This is a genomic window from Nautilia lithotrophica (genome assembly GCF_054656815.1).
The window spans coordinates 75,385-92,285 of sequence record NZ_BAAHXN010000001.1; the positions used below are offsets into that span (position 1 = coordinate 75,385).

13 protein-coding genes are annotated in these 16,901 nt (G+C 33.1%); 11 read left to right on the forward strand and 2 right to left on the reverse strand.

What is annotated here, in order from left to right; all coding sequences use genetic code 11:
* Positions 1-21: 21 nt before the first annotated feature.
* The gene (locus ACYQ19_RS00390; protein ID WP_459977251.1) at positions 22-1,023 is read right to left on the reverse strand and encodes an NAD(P)-binding domain-containing protein; all 1,002 of its coding nucleotides are present in this window, start codon (positions 1,021-1,023) and stop codon (positions 22-24) included.
* A 220-nt stretch (positions 1,024-1,243) separates the two neighbouring features.
* On the opposite strand from ACYQ19_RS00390, the gene ACYQ19_RS00395 reads away from it, so the two are divergent.
* From ACYQ19_RS00395 to ACYQ19_RS00440, 10 genes are all read left to right on the forward strand, one after another.
* Complete coding sequence (locus tag ACYQ19_RS00395) at positions 1,244-2,479, forward strand: glutamate-5-semialdehyde dehydrogenase (RefSeq protein ID WP_459977253.1); 1,236 nt, start codon at positions 1,244-1,246, stop codon at positions 2,477-2,479.
* Positions 2,480-2,555: 76 nt separating this feature from the next.
* Positions 2,556-3,473 carry a Ppx/GppA phosphatase family protein gene (locus tag ACYQ19_RS00400; protein WP_459977255.1) on the forward strand — a complete coding sequence of 306 codons (918 nt, stop codon included), beginning with the start codon at positions 2,556-2,558 and terminating at the stop codon, positions 3,471-3,473.
* A gap of 81 nt (positions 3,474-3,554) precedes the next feature.
* Positions 3,555-5,252, forward strand: coding sequence for an acetolactate synthase large subunit (locus tag ACYQ19_RS00405; RefSeq protein WP_459977257.1), 1,698 nt, complete (start codon positions 3,555-3,557; stop codon positions 5,250-5,252).
* Entirely contained in the window at positions 5,249-5,710 is a 462-nt protein-coding gene (gene ilvN, locus ACYQ19_RS00410) for an acetolactate synthase small subunit (protein WP_015902265.1), read from the forward strand. The genes ACYQ19_RS00405 and ilvN overlap by 4 nt, the downstream gene beginning before the upstream one ends.
* A gap of 479 nt (positions 5,711-6,189) precedes the next feature.
* On the forward strand, positions 6,190-7,164 hold the full coding sequence (gene lpxD / locus ACYQ19_RS00415; RefSeq protein WP_459977259.1) for a UDP-3-O-(3-hydroxymyristoyl)glucosamine N-acyltransferase: 975 nt from the start codon (positions 6,190-6,192) through the stop codon (positions 7,162-7,164).
* A gap of 64 nt (positions 7,165-7,228) precedes the next feature.
* Positions 7,229-8,398 (forward strand): cysteine desulfurase family protein, encoded by a 1,170-nt coding sequence (locus ACYQ19_RS00420; protein ID WP_459977261.1) that lies wholly within the window; start codon positions 7,229-7,231, stop codon positions 8,396-8,398.
* A 103-nt stretch (positions 8,399-8,501) separates the two neighbouring features.
* On the forward strand, positions 8,502-9,467 hold the full coding sequence (locus ACYQ19_RS00425; protein WP_459977263.1) for an iron-sulfur cluster assembly scaffold protein: 966 nt from the start codon (positions 8,502-8,504) through the stop codon (positions 9,465-9,467).
* Positions 9,468-9,535: 68 nt separating this feature from the next.
* Positions 9,536-11,458, forward strand: a complete 1,923-nt coding sequence (locus tag ACYQ19_RS00430) for an EAL domain-containing protein (RefSeq protein WP_459977265.1) — start codon at positions 9,536-9,538, stop codon at positions 11,456-11,458.
* Positions 11,459-11,927: 469 nt separating this feature from the next.
* The gene (locus tag ACYQ19_RS00435; protein ID WP_459978225.1) at positions 11,928-12,686 is read left to right on the forward strand and encodes a methyl-accepting chemotaxis protein; all 759 of its coding nucleotides are present in this window, start codon (positions 11,928-11,930) and stop codon (positions 12,684-12,686) included.
* An 8-nt stretch (positions 12,687-12,694) separates the two neighbouring features.
* Complete coding sequence (locus ACYQ19_RS00440) at positions 12,695-14,689, forward strand: EAL domain-containing protein (protein WP_459977267.1); 1,995 nt, start codon at positions 12,695-12,697, stop codon at positions 14,687-14,689.
* Here ACYQ19_RS00440 and ACYQ19_RS00445 read toward each other — a convergent pair.
* Positions 14,686-16,233, reverse strand: coding sequence for an L-aspartate oxidase (locus tag ACYQ19_RS00445; protein WP_459977268.1), 1,548 nt, complete (start codon positions 16,231-16,233; stop codon positions 14,686-14,688). The genes ACYQ19_RS00440 and ACYQ19_RS00445 overlap by 4 nt on opposite strands.
* A 44-nt stretch (positions 16,234-16,277) precedes the next feature.
* Between ACYQ19_RS00445 and ACYQ19_RS00450 the strand changes: the two genes are divergently transcribed.
* Complete coding sequence (locus ACYQ19_RS00450) at positions 16,278-16,901, forward strand: plasminogen-binding N-terminal domain-containing protein (RefSeq protein ID WP_459977270.1); 624 nt, start codon at positions 16,278-16,280, stop codon at positions 16,899-16,901.

Consider the following 16,901-nt stretch of genomic DNA (forward strand, 5'->3'; position numbering starts at 1 on the left):
AAAGAAAAGGAAAAAGAGAGTTTATTTTTTGTTTGCGATGTCTTTAATTGCAAGATAAGCGTGATTAAATGCAAGAGCAATACTTCCTGCACTTGTTACAACGTCACCTATAACATAAAGACCCTCAACATTACTTTCCATAGTTTCTTCGTTATAAGTAGGCTCACCCCATTCATTTAACTCAATTCCGCTGTTTTTAAGGAAATCTACTGGGCTTGTTCCACCAAGTGCATATACAACTCTATCAAATACTTCGCTTGTTCCGTCTTTGAAGTTTACTTTTACTCTTGGAGGAGTTACTCCATCTTCTTCATAAGGCTCAACACTTTCTACGTCAACACCAAGTTTAGATTTAAGTTTTCCTTCTTTAATATATCTTTCTACTATTTCTTTGTTAGTAGGATTCATTCTTGTAATTTCAGCTCTTCTGTAATTAAGAGTAACATCACATCCGATATCCATATCTACTAGTCCATAAGCATATTCACCGGCAGTATCACCACCACCAACAACCATTACTTTTTCACCAGGTTGAACTTTATCAAGGTTGAAATTTAGTCTTGGTCTGATTTTACCAGGGAATTTATATCCAGGTTTATTAGGTTTACCCATTCTACCGATTGCAATAATCACTTTTTTTGCTTGAATAACGCCAAGTTCATGATCTGCACCGATTTCAAAAAGTCCGTCTTTATTTTTTTCTACTGCATATACGTGATGGTTGTATTTAAATTTATCAGCAATACCTGCATCTTGGATTTTTTTCTCCATTTGCTCAAGATACTCTTCTTTAGAACACTCTTCAAAAGTTACATTTCCGATAAATTCAAATTTTTTTCCTTGCCAGTCTTTATCAACTCTTTTTCCGGGTTTGTAAAATTTTCTAATCATATCAGAATGATTATCTGCTTTTTCAAGAACAAGAAATTTTTCGATTCCTGCTAATTTTGCTTCAATCGCACTTGCAATTCCGCCAGGACCAGCTCCTATAATTGCAATGTCTAATACTTTATCTAAAGACATCAAAGCTCCTTTTTTATTTGTATTATAACGCAGCTTATTACTTAAAAAGTAAAAATAAAACTTATTAAAATTTCACTAAAACAAAAACGTGTAAAAATGTAACACAAAACAAAAAGTAATATAATTAAAATAGTATAAATGAATATACATTCACCATGAATACGATATTTTTGTTATTATTTCTTTTATTTGATAAAATAATATATAAAAAAGGAAGATTATGACTGGAGTGTTACAAAAAGTAAAAGAGGCTTCCAGAACAACTGCTACATTAACTGGTGAAATTAAAAGAAAAGTGTTAAAAGAGATGGCTGATGCTTTAGAAAAAAATTCTTTTAAAATAATTAGTGAAAATAAAAAAGATTTAGATTATGCAAAAAATAATAATCTTTCATCAGCACTTATAGATAGGCTCTATCTTGATGAAAAAAGAATTTCTTCAATGGCTGACGCACTTCGTGACATTGCGGCACTTAAAGATCCTGTGGGAAGAGTGATTGATGGATGGTTGCTTGATAACGGGCTTAGAATTGAAAAAGTAAAAATTCCTATAGGAGTAATAGGAATAATTTACGAAAGCAGGCCGAATGTAACAAGTGATGCTGCCGGGCTTTGTTTTATGAGCGGAAACGCCTGTATTTTAAAAGGCGGTAAAGAGGCTATGCATTCAAATATTGCAATTATAAATATTCTTCAGGAAGTTTTATTAAATAACAATCTTCCAAAAGAGGCCGTTTCACTTCTTCCTGATTATTCAAGAGAGGGGGTATATAAGCTGATTCAGGAAGATAAATATGTAGATTTGATAATTCCAAGAGGCGGAGAAAAACTTATAAAATTCGTAAGTGAAAACTCAAAAGTTCCGGTAGTTAAACATGATAAAGGGCTTTGTCATATTTACATACATAAAGACGCCGATATTGAAGAAGCCGTTAAGATAAGCGTAAATGCAAAAGTTCAGCGTCCAGGTGTTTGTAATGCAGTGGAAACGCTGCTTGTGGATAATGAAATTAAAGAAATAGTATTACCTAAATTAAAAACTGAAATGGAAAAAGAAGGGGTGGAACTCAGAGGATGTGAAGAGACTACCAAAATTATAGATATAAATAGAGCAAGTGAAGAGGATTGGAATACCGAGTATTTGGATAAAATTCTTTCTATAAAAGTGGTAAACGGATTAAACGATGCGATTGAACATATACAAAAATACGGGTCTGGACACAGCGATTCCATTATTACTGAAAATTATACTGCAAGTGAGGAATTTTTAAACAGAGTGGATAGTGCTTGCGTGTATGTAAACGCTTCTACCAGATTTACTGACGGAGGTGAATTTGGGTTTGGTGCGGAAGTCGGAATTTCAACCAATAAACTTCATGCAAGAGGACCGATGGGAATAGATGATCTTACAACTTATAAATATAAAATTTACGGAAACGGTCAAATAAGAAAATAAAGAACATGAGATTATTCCGGTTATTGTATAATAACGCCAATATTTTTAAAGATTTAAAAACAATTAAGGAGAATATGTGATAGCGATAGACTTAGGCAGTAATACTTTAAGGGCGATAAAATATGACTGCGCTACGAATACTAAACTTGATGAATTTGAAAGAATTGTCAGAACGGCTGACAAGCTCGTTAAAACCGAAGGCATAACCGATGAAGCAATAGATAGAATAATAAGTGCGATAAATGATATGAAACAGAGATTTAACATAACGGAAAACGAACCGATAAAAGCCATTGCAACTGAAGCCCTAAGAGCTGCAAAAAACAAAGATTTTGTTATAGAAAAGATCAAAAATGAAACCGGAATAGAATTTGAAGTGATATCTCCTGAAGAAGAAGCGAATTATACGGCTATTGCAGTTGAAAAATGTTTGGAGAAATGTGATTATGTTAACTATAATCATTTTTTACTGATTGATATCGGAGGTGGCAGCACCGAAGTTACAGTTAAAAATAAAGATAATGTTTTAAGTGAAAGTTTCAGGCTAGGTATTGTGACTATAACGCAAAGACATAAAACCCCTGAAGCAATTAAAATGGCGGTAAAGAAAAAAGCTAAAGATATAAAAAGTTTTTTGGACTTTGCCTTTAATACTTTAAGAAAACCGAAAATATTCGTAGCAAGCAGCGGAACACCTACCACAATTGCGGCTTTAAAACTTGGAATGAACTATTCCACATATGACGGAAGCAAAGTAAACGGAACAAAAATCACCATTGAGGATTTGGATTACTGGGCTGAAAAGCTTATGAAAATGGAGATGAAAAAAAGAGAAGAACTTGTAGGTGTCGGAAGAGGTGATCTGATCATAAGCGGAATATATATATTTAAGGAAATTTTCAAACTTTCAAAATATAAAGAGTGTATAGTTTGTGATGACGGATTAAGAGAAGGTGTGGCAATCAGTGAATGTGAGAAAATAAAAAATAATTAAAACCGATAAGAATTAATTATTTAATATTGTAAATTTAAAAGAAGTTACTATTTTGCTATAATTTCGACAAAAAGGTTTTTTATGAAATTGACCGGCGCTCAAATCGTAATCGAAAGTCTTATTAAAGAGAATGTTGAGGTTGTTTTCGGATATCCTGGTGGGGCTATAATGAATGTTTATGATGAAATTTATAAACAAAATGCTTTTAAGCATATTCTTGCTAAACATGAACAAGGTGCCGTTCATATGGCAGACGGATATGCAAGGGCAAGTGGAAAAGTCGGTGTTGCTATGGTTACAAGCGGTCCGGGACTTACAAACGCAGTAACGGGCATAGCCACTGCTTATACGGATTCTATACCTTTAGTTGTTATTTCAGGACAGGTGCCTACAACTGCAATCGGAACGGATGCCTTTCAGGAAGTTGACGCAGTAGGTGTTACAAGACCGATTACTAAACACAACTTTTTGGTAAAAGACGTAAAGGATCTGCCGTTTATTATGAAAGAAGCGTTTTATCTTGCAAGAAGTGGAAGACCGGGTCCCGTTCATATTGATATTCCAAAAGATGTAACGGTAGCCAAAACTAAATTCGAATATCCCGAAAAAATAGAGCTTATTACATATAAACCAACATATAAAGGTAACAAAAGAGCAATAAAAAGAGCCGTTGACGCTATAAAAAGGGCAAAAAGACCGGTATTGTATGTGGGTGGAGGTGCTGTTTTAAGCGGTGCTTACGAATTGGTAAGGGAAGTAGTTAAACTTACAAAAATCCCTACGGTTGAAACGCTAATGGCAAGGGGTGTTATAAGATATGACTGCCCGTATTTACTCGGAATGGTCGGAATGCATGGAACATATGCGGCAAATATGGCTATGAATGATGCAGATTTGATTGTTTCTCTCGGTGCGAGGTTTGACGATAGGGTTACAGGAAAGCTTGATGAATTTGCAAAACATGCGGATATTGTTCATATAGACATTGACCCAAGCCAGATCGGAAAGGTCGTTAAAACTAAATATCCGATAGTAGGGGATTTGAAAAATGTTCTTGAAGAAATGCTGCCGCTTTTAATTGAAGAGATTGAGCCGGAAAAATATGAGGAATGGAGAGAAATTTTAAACAGATACCAGGAACTTTATCCTCTTAAATACAATGATGACGATTCCGTAATTAAACCTCAGTGGGCTATTCAAAAAGCAGGGGAAATCGCACCTGAAGACGCGGTTATTTCAACTGATGTGGGACAGCATCAGATGTGGACCGCGCAATTTTATCCGTTTACATATCCAAGACAGCTTCTAACGAGCGGCGGTCTTGGAACCATGGGCTTTGGTTTCCCGGCAGCGCTTGGTGCCAAAAGGGCTGTTGGGGATAGGGTTGTTATAAACTTTACGGGTGATGGAAGCATAATGATGAATATTCAGGAAATCCTTACAGGATACAGATATAAACTTCCTGTAGTAAATATTATTTTAAACAACAACTACCTCGGAATGGTTAGACAATGGCAGACTATGTTTTATGATGACAGGTTAAGCGAAACCGATCTTAGCGACGTGCAGCCGGATTTTGTGAAATTAGCTGAAAGTATGGGTGGTATAGGGTTTAGAGTTAAAACAAAAGATGAATTTGAAAAAGCTTTAAAAGAAGCAATTGAAGCTAAAAAAGTGGCGTTTATAGATGTTCAGATAGACAGACGTGAAGATGTTTTACCTATGGTTCCGCCAAATTCACCACTGAAAAATATGCTTATATTTAAGGAAGACAAATGAAAAGAATAATATCAGTTATAGTGGAAAATGAACACGGGGTATTGGCAAGAATTGTAAATATGTTTGCAGGACGTGGGTATAACATTACGTCTTTAACCGTAGCACCTATACCAAACAGCGAATTTTCGAGAATGACAATAGTTAGTGAAGGTGATCCTAAAGTATTTGAACAGATCGTAAAACAGCTTCACAAACTTATTCCTGTATATAAAGTTATTGAAAGCGACGATTTTATAGAAAAAGAGATGGCGATGGTTAAATTCCCTATCGAAAATCATCTTGCCGACATAGACGCATTAGCCAGATGTTATAATGGCAGTATAAGCAATGTTGGTGAGAAACATGTAATAGTAAGCGTGGTTGACAGACCTGTAAGAATTGACAACTTTTTAAAAGCAATAAAAAAATATAAACCGATAGAAATCGTAAGAAGCGGGGCAAGCGTTATCGAAAGATAATGCTTTGCCTTTTTATAAATAAGGTGTCTGGCACTATATGTTTAAATTTGTAATGAAATAATTATTAGTAATAGAAGAAAAAAAGTTGGTGAAAAAGTAAGAGAAGATTTGGAAAAGAAAAGGTTGAAAATAAAACATTGTCAAATTCCGAGTATGCTTTTTGCTAAAAACCGGTGTCCCCGAAAAGTCGTCAGACTTTTTTGGCAAAAAAAGCGGGATTACAAAAAGTCGTAAAAATTAATTGGGTAAAAAAACAGAGATAATGTCAGACCAAGCATAATAATTTTTAAGTATCCACCATTAAGTATTTGACAAATCCGAGAACCAATACACAATTAACAAAACCAATCCTAACTTATTCTAACAACCACAATAACTCTAATTAACTTTAACAACCATAATAACCAATAACCCCAATCAATCTAAAAAGATCTTAACAACTTTGGTATAATTTTTAAAAAAGTCAAAGGCTATTTATTATGTGCGAAAGAAATATAAATAATAAAACATTTACTTTAAAAGAAATCTGTGATTATCTGGATATAAAATGTGACTATGACGATTTAATAACGGGTATCAACACTCTTCAAGACGCTAATGAGAATGAAATTAGCTTTTTGGAAAACCCGAAATACGAAAAATTTTTAAAAGACACAAAAGCAAAAGCCGTTTTAATAAGAAAAGAAGACGCTGATAAGCTTCCAGAGGGCGTAATTGCTTTAATTACTGACGAGCCGTATTTAAAACTTGCTTTTCTTACAAAACTTTTCGCAAAAGAGCCGTGGGAAGAGGGTGGATACCAAGCAGCTTTCAGTGCCAAAATACACCCTTCGGTTCAGCTGGGTAAAGGCGTAAGAATAGGTAAAAATTCTATAATAATGCCGGGATGTGTAATAGCACCGGATGTTGAAATAGGGGAAAACTGCGTTATTTATCCAAATGTAACGATTTACAGAGATACAAAAATAGGCAATAACGTTAAGATTCACGCAGGCAGCGTCATAGGAAGTGACGGATTCGGGTATGCACATACAAAAGACGGAAAACATATCAAAATCTATCATCTCGGGTTTGTTGAAATAGAAGACGATGTGGAAATAGGGGCAAATACTACTATTGACAGAGGTGTGTTTGGAAAAACCATCATAAAAAAAGGAACAATTATTGACAATCTTGTTCAAATCGCTCATAACTGCGAAGTAGGTGAAGGCTCTATCCTTGTTTCCCAGGTGGGACTTGCGGGAAGTTCAAAACTCGGTCATCACGTTGTAATGGGCGGACAGAGTGCTACTGCGGGACATCTTGAAATAGCTCCGATGACTACGATCGCCGCAAGAGGAGGAGTGAGTAAAAGTATTAAAAAACCAGGGGTTTACAGCGGTTTTCCATTAATGCCTCATAAGCAATGGCTTAAACTTCAGGGGCTTTTAAACAGACTTCTTAAAAAATCTTGATATAAATCAAAAAATTTTTCTTCTCTTTCGCTACAATAAGTAAAAATTATTATAAAGGCTGAATATGGTGTATTTGGATAACAATTCCACAACCCCGATGGATGAAAGGGTTAAAGAGGTATATTGCAAAACTACCGATCTTTTCGGTAACGTAAACGTAATATATCAGCTGGGTATTGACGCAAGAAAAGCGATGAATGAAGCTTATGATATTTTATATCCCGGCATCGGTGCGGCCGATGAGGATGATATTATAATAACCTCTTCAACAAGTGAAGGAAACAATACCGTTATAAAAACGTTTATTGACGCATTTCTCAAAGGAAGTGGTAAAAAGCATATAATAACCACGATAAGTGAACACTCTTCAATAAAAGCGCCCTGTGCTTATGCCAAAACGCTCGGAATGGAAGTAACATATCTTTATACAGATGAAAACGGAAGGATTGATCCAAATGAGCTTGAAAACGCTATAAGAGAAGATACGGCTTTAATTAGCGTTTTGTTTGCCAGCAACGAAAGCGGTGCAATTCAGCCTATAAAAGAGATAAATCAAATAGCCAGAAAACACAATATTCCATTCCACTGCGACGGCGCACAGGCTATAGGAAAAGTTAAATTAAATGTAAGAGATTTAGGCGTTGATTATTTTACATTCAGTGCCCATAAATTTCACGGACCAAAAGGCGTGGGTGGACTTTATGTAAGAGAGGGCGCACCTTATGTAAATCTGATACATGGCGGTAACCAGATGGGCGGCAAAAGAGGAGGTAGCGTATATCTAAATGGAATGCTGGCAATGGCTGAGGCTGTAAAACTTGCCAATGAACATCTTGATGAAATGCATACAAGGGTGGCAAAACTCAGAGATAAATTGGAAGAAGCGATTTTGCAAATCCCCGATACAAAAAGTTATGTAGATAAAAAATACAGACTACCTAATACGGTCGTTGCATCGTTTAAAGGGATTGAGGGTGAGTCTATGCTTTGGGATCTGAACGTTAACGGCATATACGCGGCAACGGGCAGCAGCTGTTCAAGTGAAAGACTTGAAGGAAGCGAAGTTCTTGAAGCTTTGGGAGAAGACCCTGAAATAGCACATACCGGAATTATATTTTCACTGAGCCGTTTTACGACTGAAGAAGATGTTGATTATGTAATAAAAAAACTTCCGGGAATAGTTGAGAGGCTAAGAGCCATATCAATGACATACGCAAAAGTGGCGCCTAAATAAATTGAGAATTGAGAATGTAGAATTGAGAATTAAAAATTATTCAATAATAACCAATACACAAATATACTAATATACAAATATACAAATTTACTAAGGAGATAAAATGGGAAGAAACGACCTGATAACTGGAAACGTGTGGGAGCAGTATTCAAACAAAGTAATTGAAAGAATGAACAACCCTAAATATTTAGGAGAATTTACCGAAGAAGACGCGAAAAAAAGGGGACTTAAGCTTGTAGTAGCCGATTTTGGAAGCGAAGCGTGCGGGGATGCCGTAAGGCTTTACTGGCTTGTTGATCCGAAAACCGATAAAATCGTAGATGCGAGATTTAAAAGTTTCGGATGCGGGACTGCGATAGCGTCTTCCGATATGATGACGGAACTCACTATCGGAAAAACGGTGGATGAAGCTATGAAAATTACAAACCTTGACGTTGAAAAGGCACTAAGAGACGACCCTAACACCCCTGCGTTTCCGCCTCAGAAAATGCACTGCAGCGTAATGGCTTATGATGTTATTATTGAAGCTGCAGCAAAATACAAAGGAAAAAACGCGGATGAACTCAGAGACAATGAAATAGTCTGCGAATGTGCAAGAGTAACGAGAAAAGAGATTGAAGATATTATAAGAGAGCATAACGTAAAAACGATTGAAGAACTTCAAAAATATACCGATGCCGGAAAATATTGCAAAAGCTGCGTAGCACCGGGCGGACATGAGGAAAGACCGGTTTATCTTGTTGATATAATTAAAGAGGTCCAGGAACAGATGAAAAAAGAAAACCTCAAAAACGCTACAGAAACGGAAGATTTTGAAAAAATGAGTTTGATTAAAAAGATTAAAGCTATTGAAGAGTTTTTGGATACGAAAATCAAACCGATGCTTGCGATGGACGGCGGAAGTTTGGAACTTCTCGATATAAGAGAAGAAGACGGAATTACAAAAGTATATATAAGATATATGGGTGCTTGTGCGACTTGTGCAAGTGGTGGGGTGACACTTCTTGCGATAGAAGACGAAATGAGAAGACATTTTAAAACGGACAAAATTAAAATCGAACAGATTTAATCTTCTCTTTTGTATTTATTCTTTAAAAGAGGTATAATACACTTAATTATATTAATTAGGTGTTAATTATGAATATAACAAAAATTTTGAAAAAGAAATTATTAAACGATGAAATAGTTAAAAACTCTTTTAATGAAAAAGAAATTGAAAAAATTTCTCAAATTTTAGAAAAATTTCTGTATTCAGAGACAATAGACGAAAAAGTATGTTACGATTTTTATAAAGAAATGGGACTTCCATATTCTATTGTTTATCGTTCATTTGGCTTAATAAAATCTGAAATTAGAGAAGAAAAAACAAGAAAAAAATTAAATGATTTGTTAAACATTACTGCTAAAGTTTACATTAAAAAAGAAATTTCCTCATTGAAAAAGCTACTATCACAAAAAAGAAAACACGATTTTTTACTTTTTAAAGCTCATGAAGAGTGGATTGATAATATTGTTTTAGCTATTAAAAACGATGATTTAAAACATTATCCTTTAATAGAGGCAAAAAACTGCAAATTTAAAAAATATCTCTCTTATCTTGAATCATTAATGATATGTTTAGATGTGAATTTATGTATTTATATTCATGATTTGCACAATTTAATTCATACATTGGCCAATTCTTTTTATATTTTTTATAAAAAAGGTCATTATGCGGACTCATATTTTGTGTTTAGGGATTTTAAAGAACAGATTTTGAGGTTTTATAACACACTTAATGAATTATATATATCCACATTTGCAAATATAGAAAAAAGCTTTTTTGATTTGATCGAAATACTTGTAAAAAGTAAAACGTTATATGTTGCAGTGATTGATTTGAAGAATTTAAAATCCATGAATAATTTAATAAACGAAAATATAGTTACAAGTGCAAAAGTTCAACTATACAGCAAACTTCATAATTTGTATAAAAATAAAAAAAACTTTTTAATAATACAGGCTTCAAGCAATGATTTTTATTTTATAGGAACGGATATAGATTTTAATACTTTTGAAGAAGAGATAGATAAAATATATAATAAAATTAACGAAACGATAATGATAAATAATGAAAAAATACATTTCGACGCATTTATTTTAGGAATAATGCTGGACAAATATTCGCAAATTGAAGTTAAAGATCTTATTAATTATTTCAGATTTTTAAAAAAAGAAGCAAAAAAAGAGCATAAAAGCATAATTTTGAATAACAAAAAAAACCATTTGGAAGAATGGATTAAAAATCAGGTTGACGTTAATTTTATTAAACAAAAAATAGAAAATAAAGAGATTGATATTATGTTTCAACCGATTTTTAAATCAGAAGACAACGAAATATTTTCATTGGAAGTATTGGGCAGAATCGTTGATAATAAAAAATTAATTCCGGCCGGAATGTTTATTGATCATGTATATTCGATGAATAAAATCGCAGAGTTTGACGCTTTGGTTTTAGATAAGATACTTGAAAAAGAAAATTTAATAAATCAGATTTCAAACAGGATATTTTTAAATATCTCTTTTGAAGCGTTAAAAAACAGAGAATATATTGAAAAACTAAAAGAGGTAATTCAAAAAATAAATGTCGATATTATTTTGGAATTAACAGAACAGAGATTTGTGGAGAACTTCGAACTTATCGAAAGTATTAATAAAAACACTAATACATATTTTGCCGTGGATGATTTTGGTAGCGGTTATTCTTCGATATTACTTGTTATTAATTTATTAAGAAAAAATATGATAAGGGTATTAAAAATTGACGGAACTTTGGTAAAAGGAATCAAAAACGACGAATTTTTAAAAAAAGCCATTAAAATAATAGTAGGGTTTAAAAGGGAATTTAACTTACATCTTGTTGCCGAATTTGTTGAAGATGAAGAAACTATGAGATTTTTAAAAGACATTGGTGTAGATTTGCTTCAGGGATATTATCTTTCAATGCCTAAAACAATCGAAGAACTTCTAATAGAAAAAGAAGAAAGATTAAGGGAAATTATTACTTCAAACGAAATATAAGTAATTGAATATACCTTCATACTAATTATTATTAGAAAATTTTATGAAAATGATAAAAATTATTAATTAAAAGTTATAATTGTATTGACAAGGGGGGGGTGAAGTGTTAAAATAGTTTCATACTTACTTAATGAAAGGTGTTGACATGTTTACTTCAAAAAAAGCTACACAGAAAATCGCTTCATTAGAAAAAGAAAATCAAGACTTATTAAAAAAAGTTGATGAACTCGAAAATGAAATTAACGAACTCTTAAAAGAAAACCAATCATTAAAACAACAATTAAATATGCAGTCAAAAGATAAAGATAAATTAAACCTTGCTTTTTCAATGATTGAACATAGTGAAAGCAATGTTACAGAAATTGCAGAAAACGCAGACGAAAACATAACTCAAATAAGAAGAATGGTAAATGCCAATAAAGAAGTAAAAGGTGAAATAGCTGAACTTAAAGATGTTTTTGATAAATTTATGGAAGAAATTCAGGCATTACTCTCTTTTGCCGCTACTGCAAAAGAAAATATTATTAATTTAAACGAAAGCGTCGAAAGTATAAGCAGCGTCATTAATCTGATAAAAGATATAGCAGATCAAACCAATCTTTTAGCACTGAATGCCGCAATAGAAGCGGCAAGAGCCGGGGAAGCCGGAAGAGGATTTGCGGTGGTTGCGGATGAAGTTAGAAAACTTGCCGAAAGGACTCAAAAAGCTACAAACGAGGTAGAAGTTACCATAAACGTTTTAAAACAAAACAGCTCTAATATGACAGAAGAGGGTGATAAACTTGATCATATTATAGGACTTATGGAAAACTTTATGGGTGAGTTTAAAGAAGGGTTTGATAAGTTATACGAAATAGACATAAAAATGTTTAATGAATTCGAATCTTTGGCAAACGCTTTAACGGCTTTACAGCAGAAAATAAACAATTTGCTATTTAAAATTAAAAATTATAGAGAAAAAATAATTGGAAAAAGCATATACCATGAAGACGTAGGTGTGCATAGTTTTGAAAAATGGCACTCAACCAGCGGTAAAGACGCTTTTGAACATACAGAATCTTACGGAAAAATTGGGCAGTCACAAAAAGACTTTGAAGACAATATGAAAAAAGCCATGAAAAGCAGTATGTTGGACTCTTTAGGAGACTTTAAAAACGCTGAAAAAGATACGAAAACTATGTATCAACAGCTCGATGATATGGTTCAGGAAAAAAACTCTTCAATATAGGATAAAAGATGGATTATTTAAGCACTATAAACAAGTATATTCCTTACATAATTGATGTTTTGAGAAAAGATATAGAAAATGATGAAACGATTTTCGAGTTTGTGGATAATAAGGAAGAATTAAAGCGATTGCTTGATATTCAGGAAAGTTTGATTTTAAAATACTTAAAAGATTTTAAAATAAATGAGCTTGATGAGAGTGTATGCTGGGATTTTTATAAAGATTTAAAAATCCCATATACTATAATTTATAGAAGTTTAAATAAACTTAAAAGCTTAATTATTAAATATCTTAACGATGAAGGAATAGAAAAAGAAACAATATTTGAATTTACACTTTATTTTCAGAAGTTTGCAGATTTAACGGCAAAAGTATATCTTAAGAAAGATATTTACGAATTAAGAAAAATTATGAATTCGCCTTTTAAAAAATATCTGATGTTTAATTTGCATGTTCATTGGGTAGATAAAATAATCGACAGCATACAAGAAGATGATATATCAAAATTCCCAATAATGAACGCCAATGAGTGTAAATTTAACGAAATACTATTTTATCCCGAATCTTTGATGGTTTGCATTGATAAAAATTTATGTATGTATCTTGATGATTTGCATAAACTTATACATAAAATAGCCAATTCTTTTTATCTGTTTTATATAAAAGGCAAATATTCAGAAGCCTATCTTATTTTTAAAGATTTAAAAGAACAGATTTTTAAATTTTCGCAGTTAATTACCGAGCTATATTTTGTTACGTATTCCGATCTTGAAAATAACTTTTTCAGACTAGTGGAACTTTTGCAAAAAGAAAACGATATGTATATATCGATGATAGACTTAAAGGGATTAAAAGGTCTAAATGCAATATATGGTGAAAACACCGTTACTACCGCAAAAAATATACTTGCTCAAAAAATGTTGGAATACTGCAGAAAAGACCAGGACAGGGTTTTGTTTATTAGAGGAAATACGAGTGATTTTTATTTATTGAATCTGAAATTTAACAAAGAAGAGTTTCTTGAGTATATAGAAAAACTTATGAACTTCACTCAAGAACCAGTAAAAGTTGATAATGTTGAAATTGAACTAACTTATACCATTGCCTCTTTTTATGTTGAAAAATATTCTGATTACAAAGATTATGAATTTATTAAAGTGTTAAATTCAATAAAAAAACAGGCAAAAAAAGATAAAGAAAGGATTTCTTTAATTACTGATAAATCTTTTGCGCTTGATATTATAAATGAAAAATACAATGAAAAATTCATTATAGAAAAACTAAGAGAAAAAATGGTTGATATCGTTTTTCAACCTATTTTTAATGTTAAGGACGAATCAATTTATACATTGGAAGTGCTGGGTCGAATTTTAGATAACAATAAATTAATTCCAGCCGGTATTTTTATAGATAAAATATATGAAATGAATTTGATTGAACATTTTGATATGCTCATTTTGGACAAAATAATGGAAAAAGAAAAACTGATTAAACAGGTAAGCGATAAAATTTTTATAAATATAAGTTTTCAATCACTGCTTAACGAAGAATATATGAAAAAATTAAAAAAATTATTAAATGAAATCAATATAGGGATAATATTGGAATTGACGGAACAAAAGTTTGTAGAGAATTTAGATTTAGTCGTAAATATACATAAAAAATATAATATTGAGTTTGCCGTTGATGATTTTGGAACCGGTTATTCGTCTTTAAAAACGGTAGTGGACCTGGTAAAAGAGGGAGTTCTTAAAATACTTAAAATAGATGGAAGTTTAATTAAAAACATTGAAAATGATGAATATATGAAAAAAATTGTCAAAATTATTTCAAGGCTCGGAAGCGAACTTGAATTAAAAACGGTTGCGGAATTTGTCGAAAATAAAGAAGTGTTTGAATTGTTGAAATTTTACAGAATTGATTTGGCTCAGGGGTATTTTCTCTCAAAGCCCAAATCAATTGAGGATTTGATAGCGGAGAAAGTCGGAATTCCCGCTTTTTAAAGTTTTGTATAAGTGTGTTTTAAAAACGCGTGGTCGCTTTCCGGGAAATCAAGTCTAAAATGAGCTCCTCTGCTTTCTTCCCTCTCAAGCGCTGCTTTTGCTATTGCAGTTGCTATGTCTATTCCGTTTATCAGTTCTATTTTTTCCTGTATTGAAGAATCTTTTTCGCTTTCGAGATTGTTTTTCATATCGTTTAATGTTTCGATTGCTTTTTTAAGCTGGTAGCCGTTTCTTATTATTCCCACTTTGTTAAAGAGCAGATCACCGAGTTTGTGTTTTAATTCTTTTGTGTCTATTTTTGTGCTATTTAGTCTGTTTAAAAGTTCTTTGTCTTTTTCAATCTGTTCGTTTGGAATATCAACGAAGGTTTTTTGTCTGTGTGAATATTTTACCGCCTGATACCCGGCTATTTTACCGAACACCGCACCTTCGCTAAGAGAATTCCCGCCGAGTCTGTTTGCCCCGTTTACGCCGTTGTTTCCGGCTTCTCCGGCATAAAAAAGTCCTTCGATGTCTGTAAAGCAGTATGTATCGGTTTTGATACCTCCCATGGTGTAATGTGCAAGAGGCGTAATCGGGATAGGGTCTTTTGCTATATCTATGCCTTTTAGGGATTTAACCCTTTTTTTAAGGTTGATAAGTTTTGTGTTTATAATCTCTTCCGGGATATCTGTTAAGTCAAGATACACTTTTTTGCCTCTTTGAAGCTGTTTGACTATTGCGCGTGTTACGAAATCCCTGGTATTGAGTTCATCAACGAATTCTTTCCCGTCGCTGTTTATAAGTTTTCCGCCTTCTCCCCTTGCGGCTTCGCTTATTAAATAGTTGCTGCCTTCAAGCCCTGTTGGGTGAAACTGAATAAATTCCATATCCATACCCTCTAAACCAGCTCTGAGTCCCATAGCAACCCCATCCCCCGTAGCGTCGTTTACGTTTGTAGTATAACCTTTGTAAAGTCCAGCATATCCACCGGTAGCAACGATTACGGCTTTTGCCTGAATTGTATTAAGTTCATTCGTTTTTTCATCCAAAAATGTAACGCCAGCGATTTTGCCGTCTTTAACCAACAGATTTATTGCTAAATGATTTTTTATTACATCTATTCCCAAATCTTTAAGCGCTTTGTTTAAAGCTTTCATAATTGCCGGACCCGTTGCGTCCGCTGCGTAAACGGTTCTTTTAAATTTCGTTCCGCCAAAAGGTCTTTGTGCAAGTTTTCCGTTTGGAAGGGTGTTAAAAGGGACTTTAAATCGTCTGTGAAGTTCCCTTACCACCTGAGGGGCCTGTTCGCAGAATATTCTGACTGCTTCTTCATCCGCAATTCCGACCCCGCCTTTTAAAGTATCCTGAATATGGTGTTCTATCGAATCCCCGTCTTCCATGTTGTTAAGAGCGGCGTTAATACCGCCCTTTGCCATAAAAGAATTATTTGCCATTGGGGATTTTTTGGTAACTATGGCGATGTTACTGCCAAGTTCTTTTGCTTCGATTGCGGCCATCATTCCTGCAATTCCGCTACCAATTACCAAAATATCATATTTCATTAATTTCCTTTTTGATATAATTGTATCAAAAAAGAGGTAAGCATATGAGATGGTTGTTTTTGGTTTTAGCAGCAGTTTTGTTAAATGGATACGAAGTTACAATAACAGGCATTAATGGTGATGTAGTTACATTGGATAAATATGTAAAAAAAGGCGTAAGCGGTGTAGTGTTATGCCCTTATGAAAATAAAAAAATAATTTGCGCGAAAGCCATAACTTTTGGGAAAAAAGCGAAACTTGAAGTTTATGATAATTTAAAAAATCAAGCTTTTGCCCTGCCTGTCGTGCTTCCTAAAAAGGGTGACAAAATTCTTCTGGCAAAAAATTATAACAGGATAATGATAATAGCCCCTAATCAATATCTGTATCTTAAAATAAAGGATAAATTCAAAAACGCAGTTATTATCAGTCCGGATATTTTTGCCAATTTTTTAGAAGATATTCCGACAAAAAATGAATTTATTAATTTTGCCAAAAAAATGGATATAGGAAGATATGTGTTTGTGCTTGATAAAGTGTATGAAGTCGATGCGGATAGTTTTTACGCAATTAAAAAATATGGTAAAAATACTCAAAAATTCAAAGAGATATTCTTTACAACATATCCTAAATTCGATATAAATGGCAAAAATATGATTGCATATTATAAAAGTCTTATAAAGGAATAA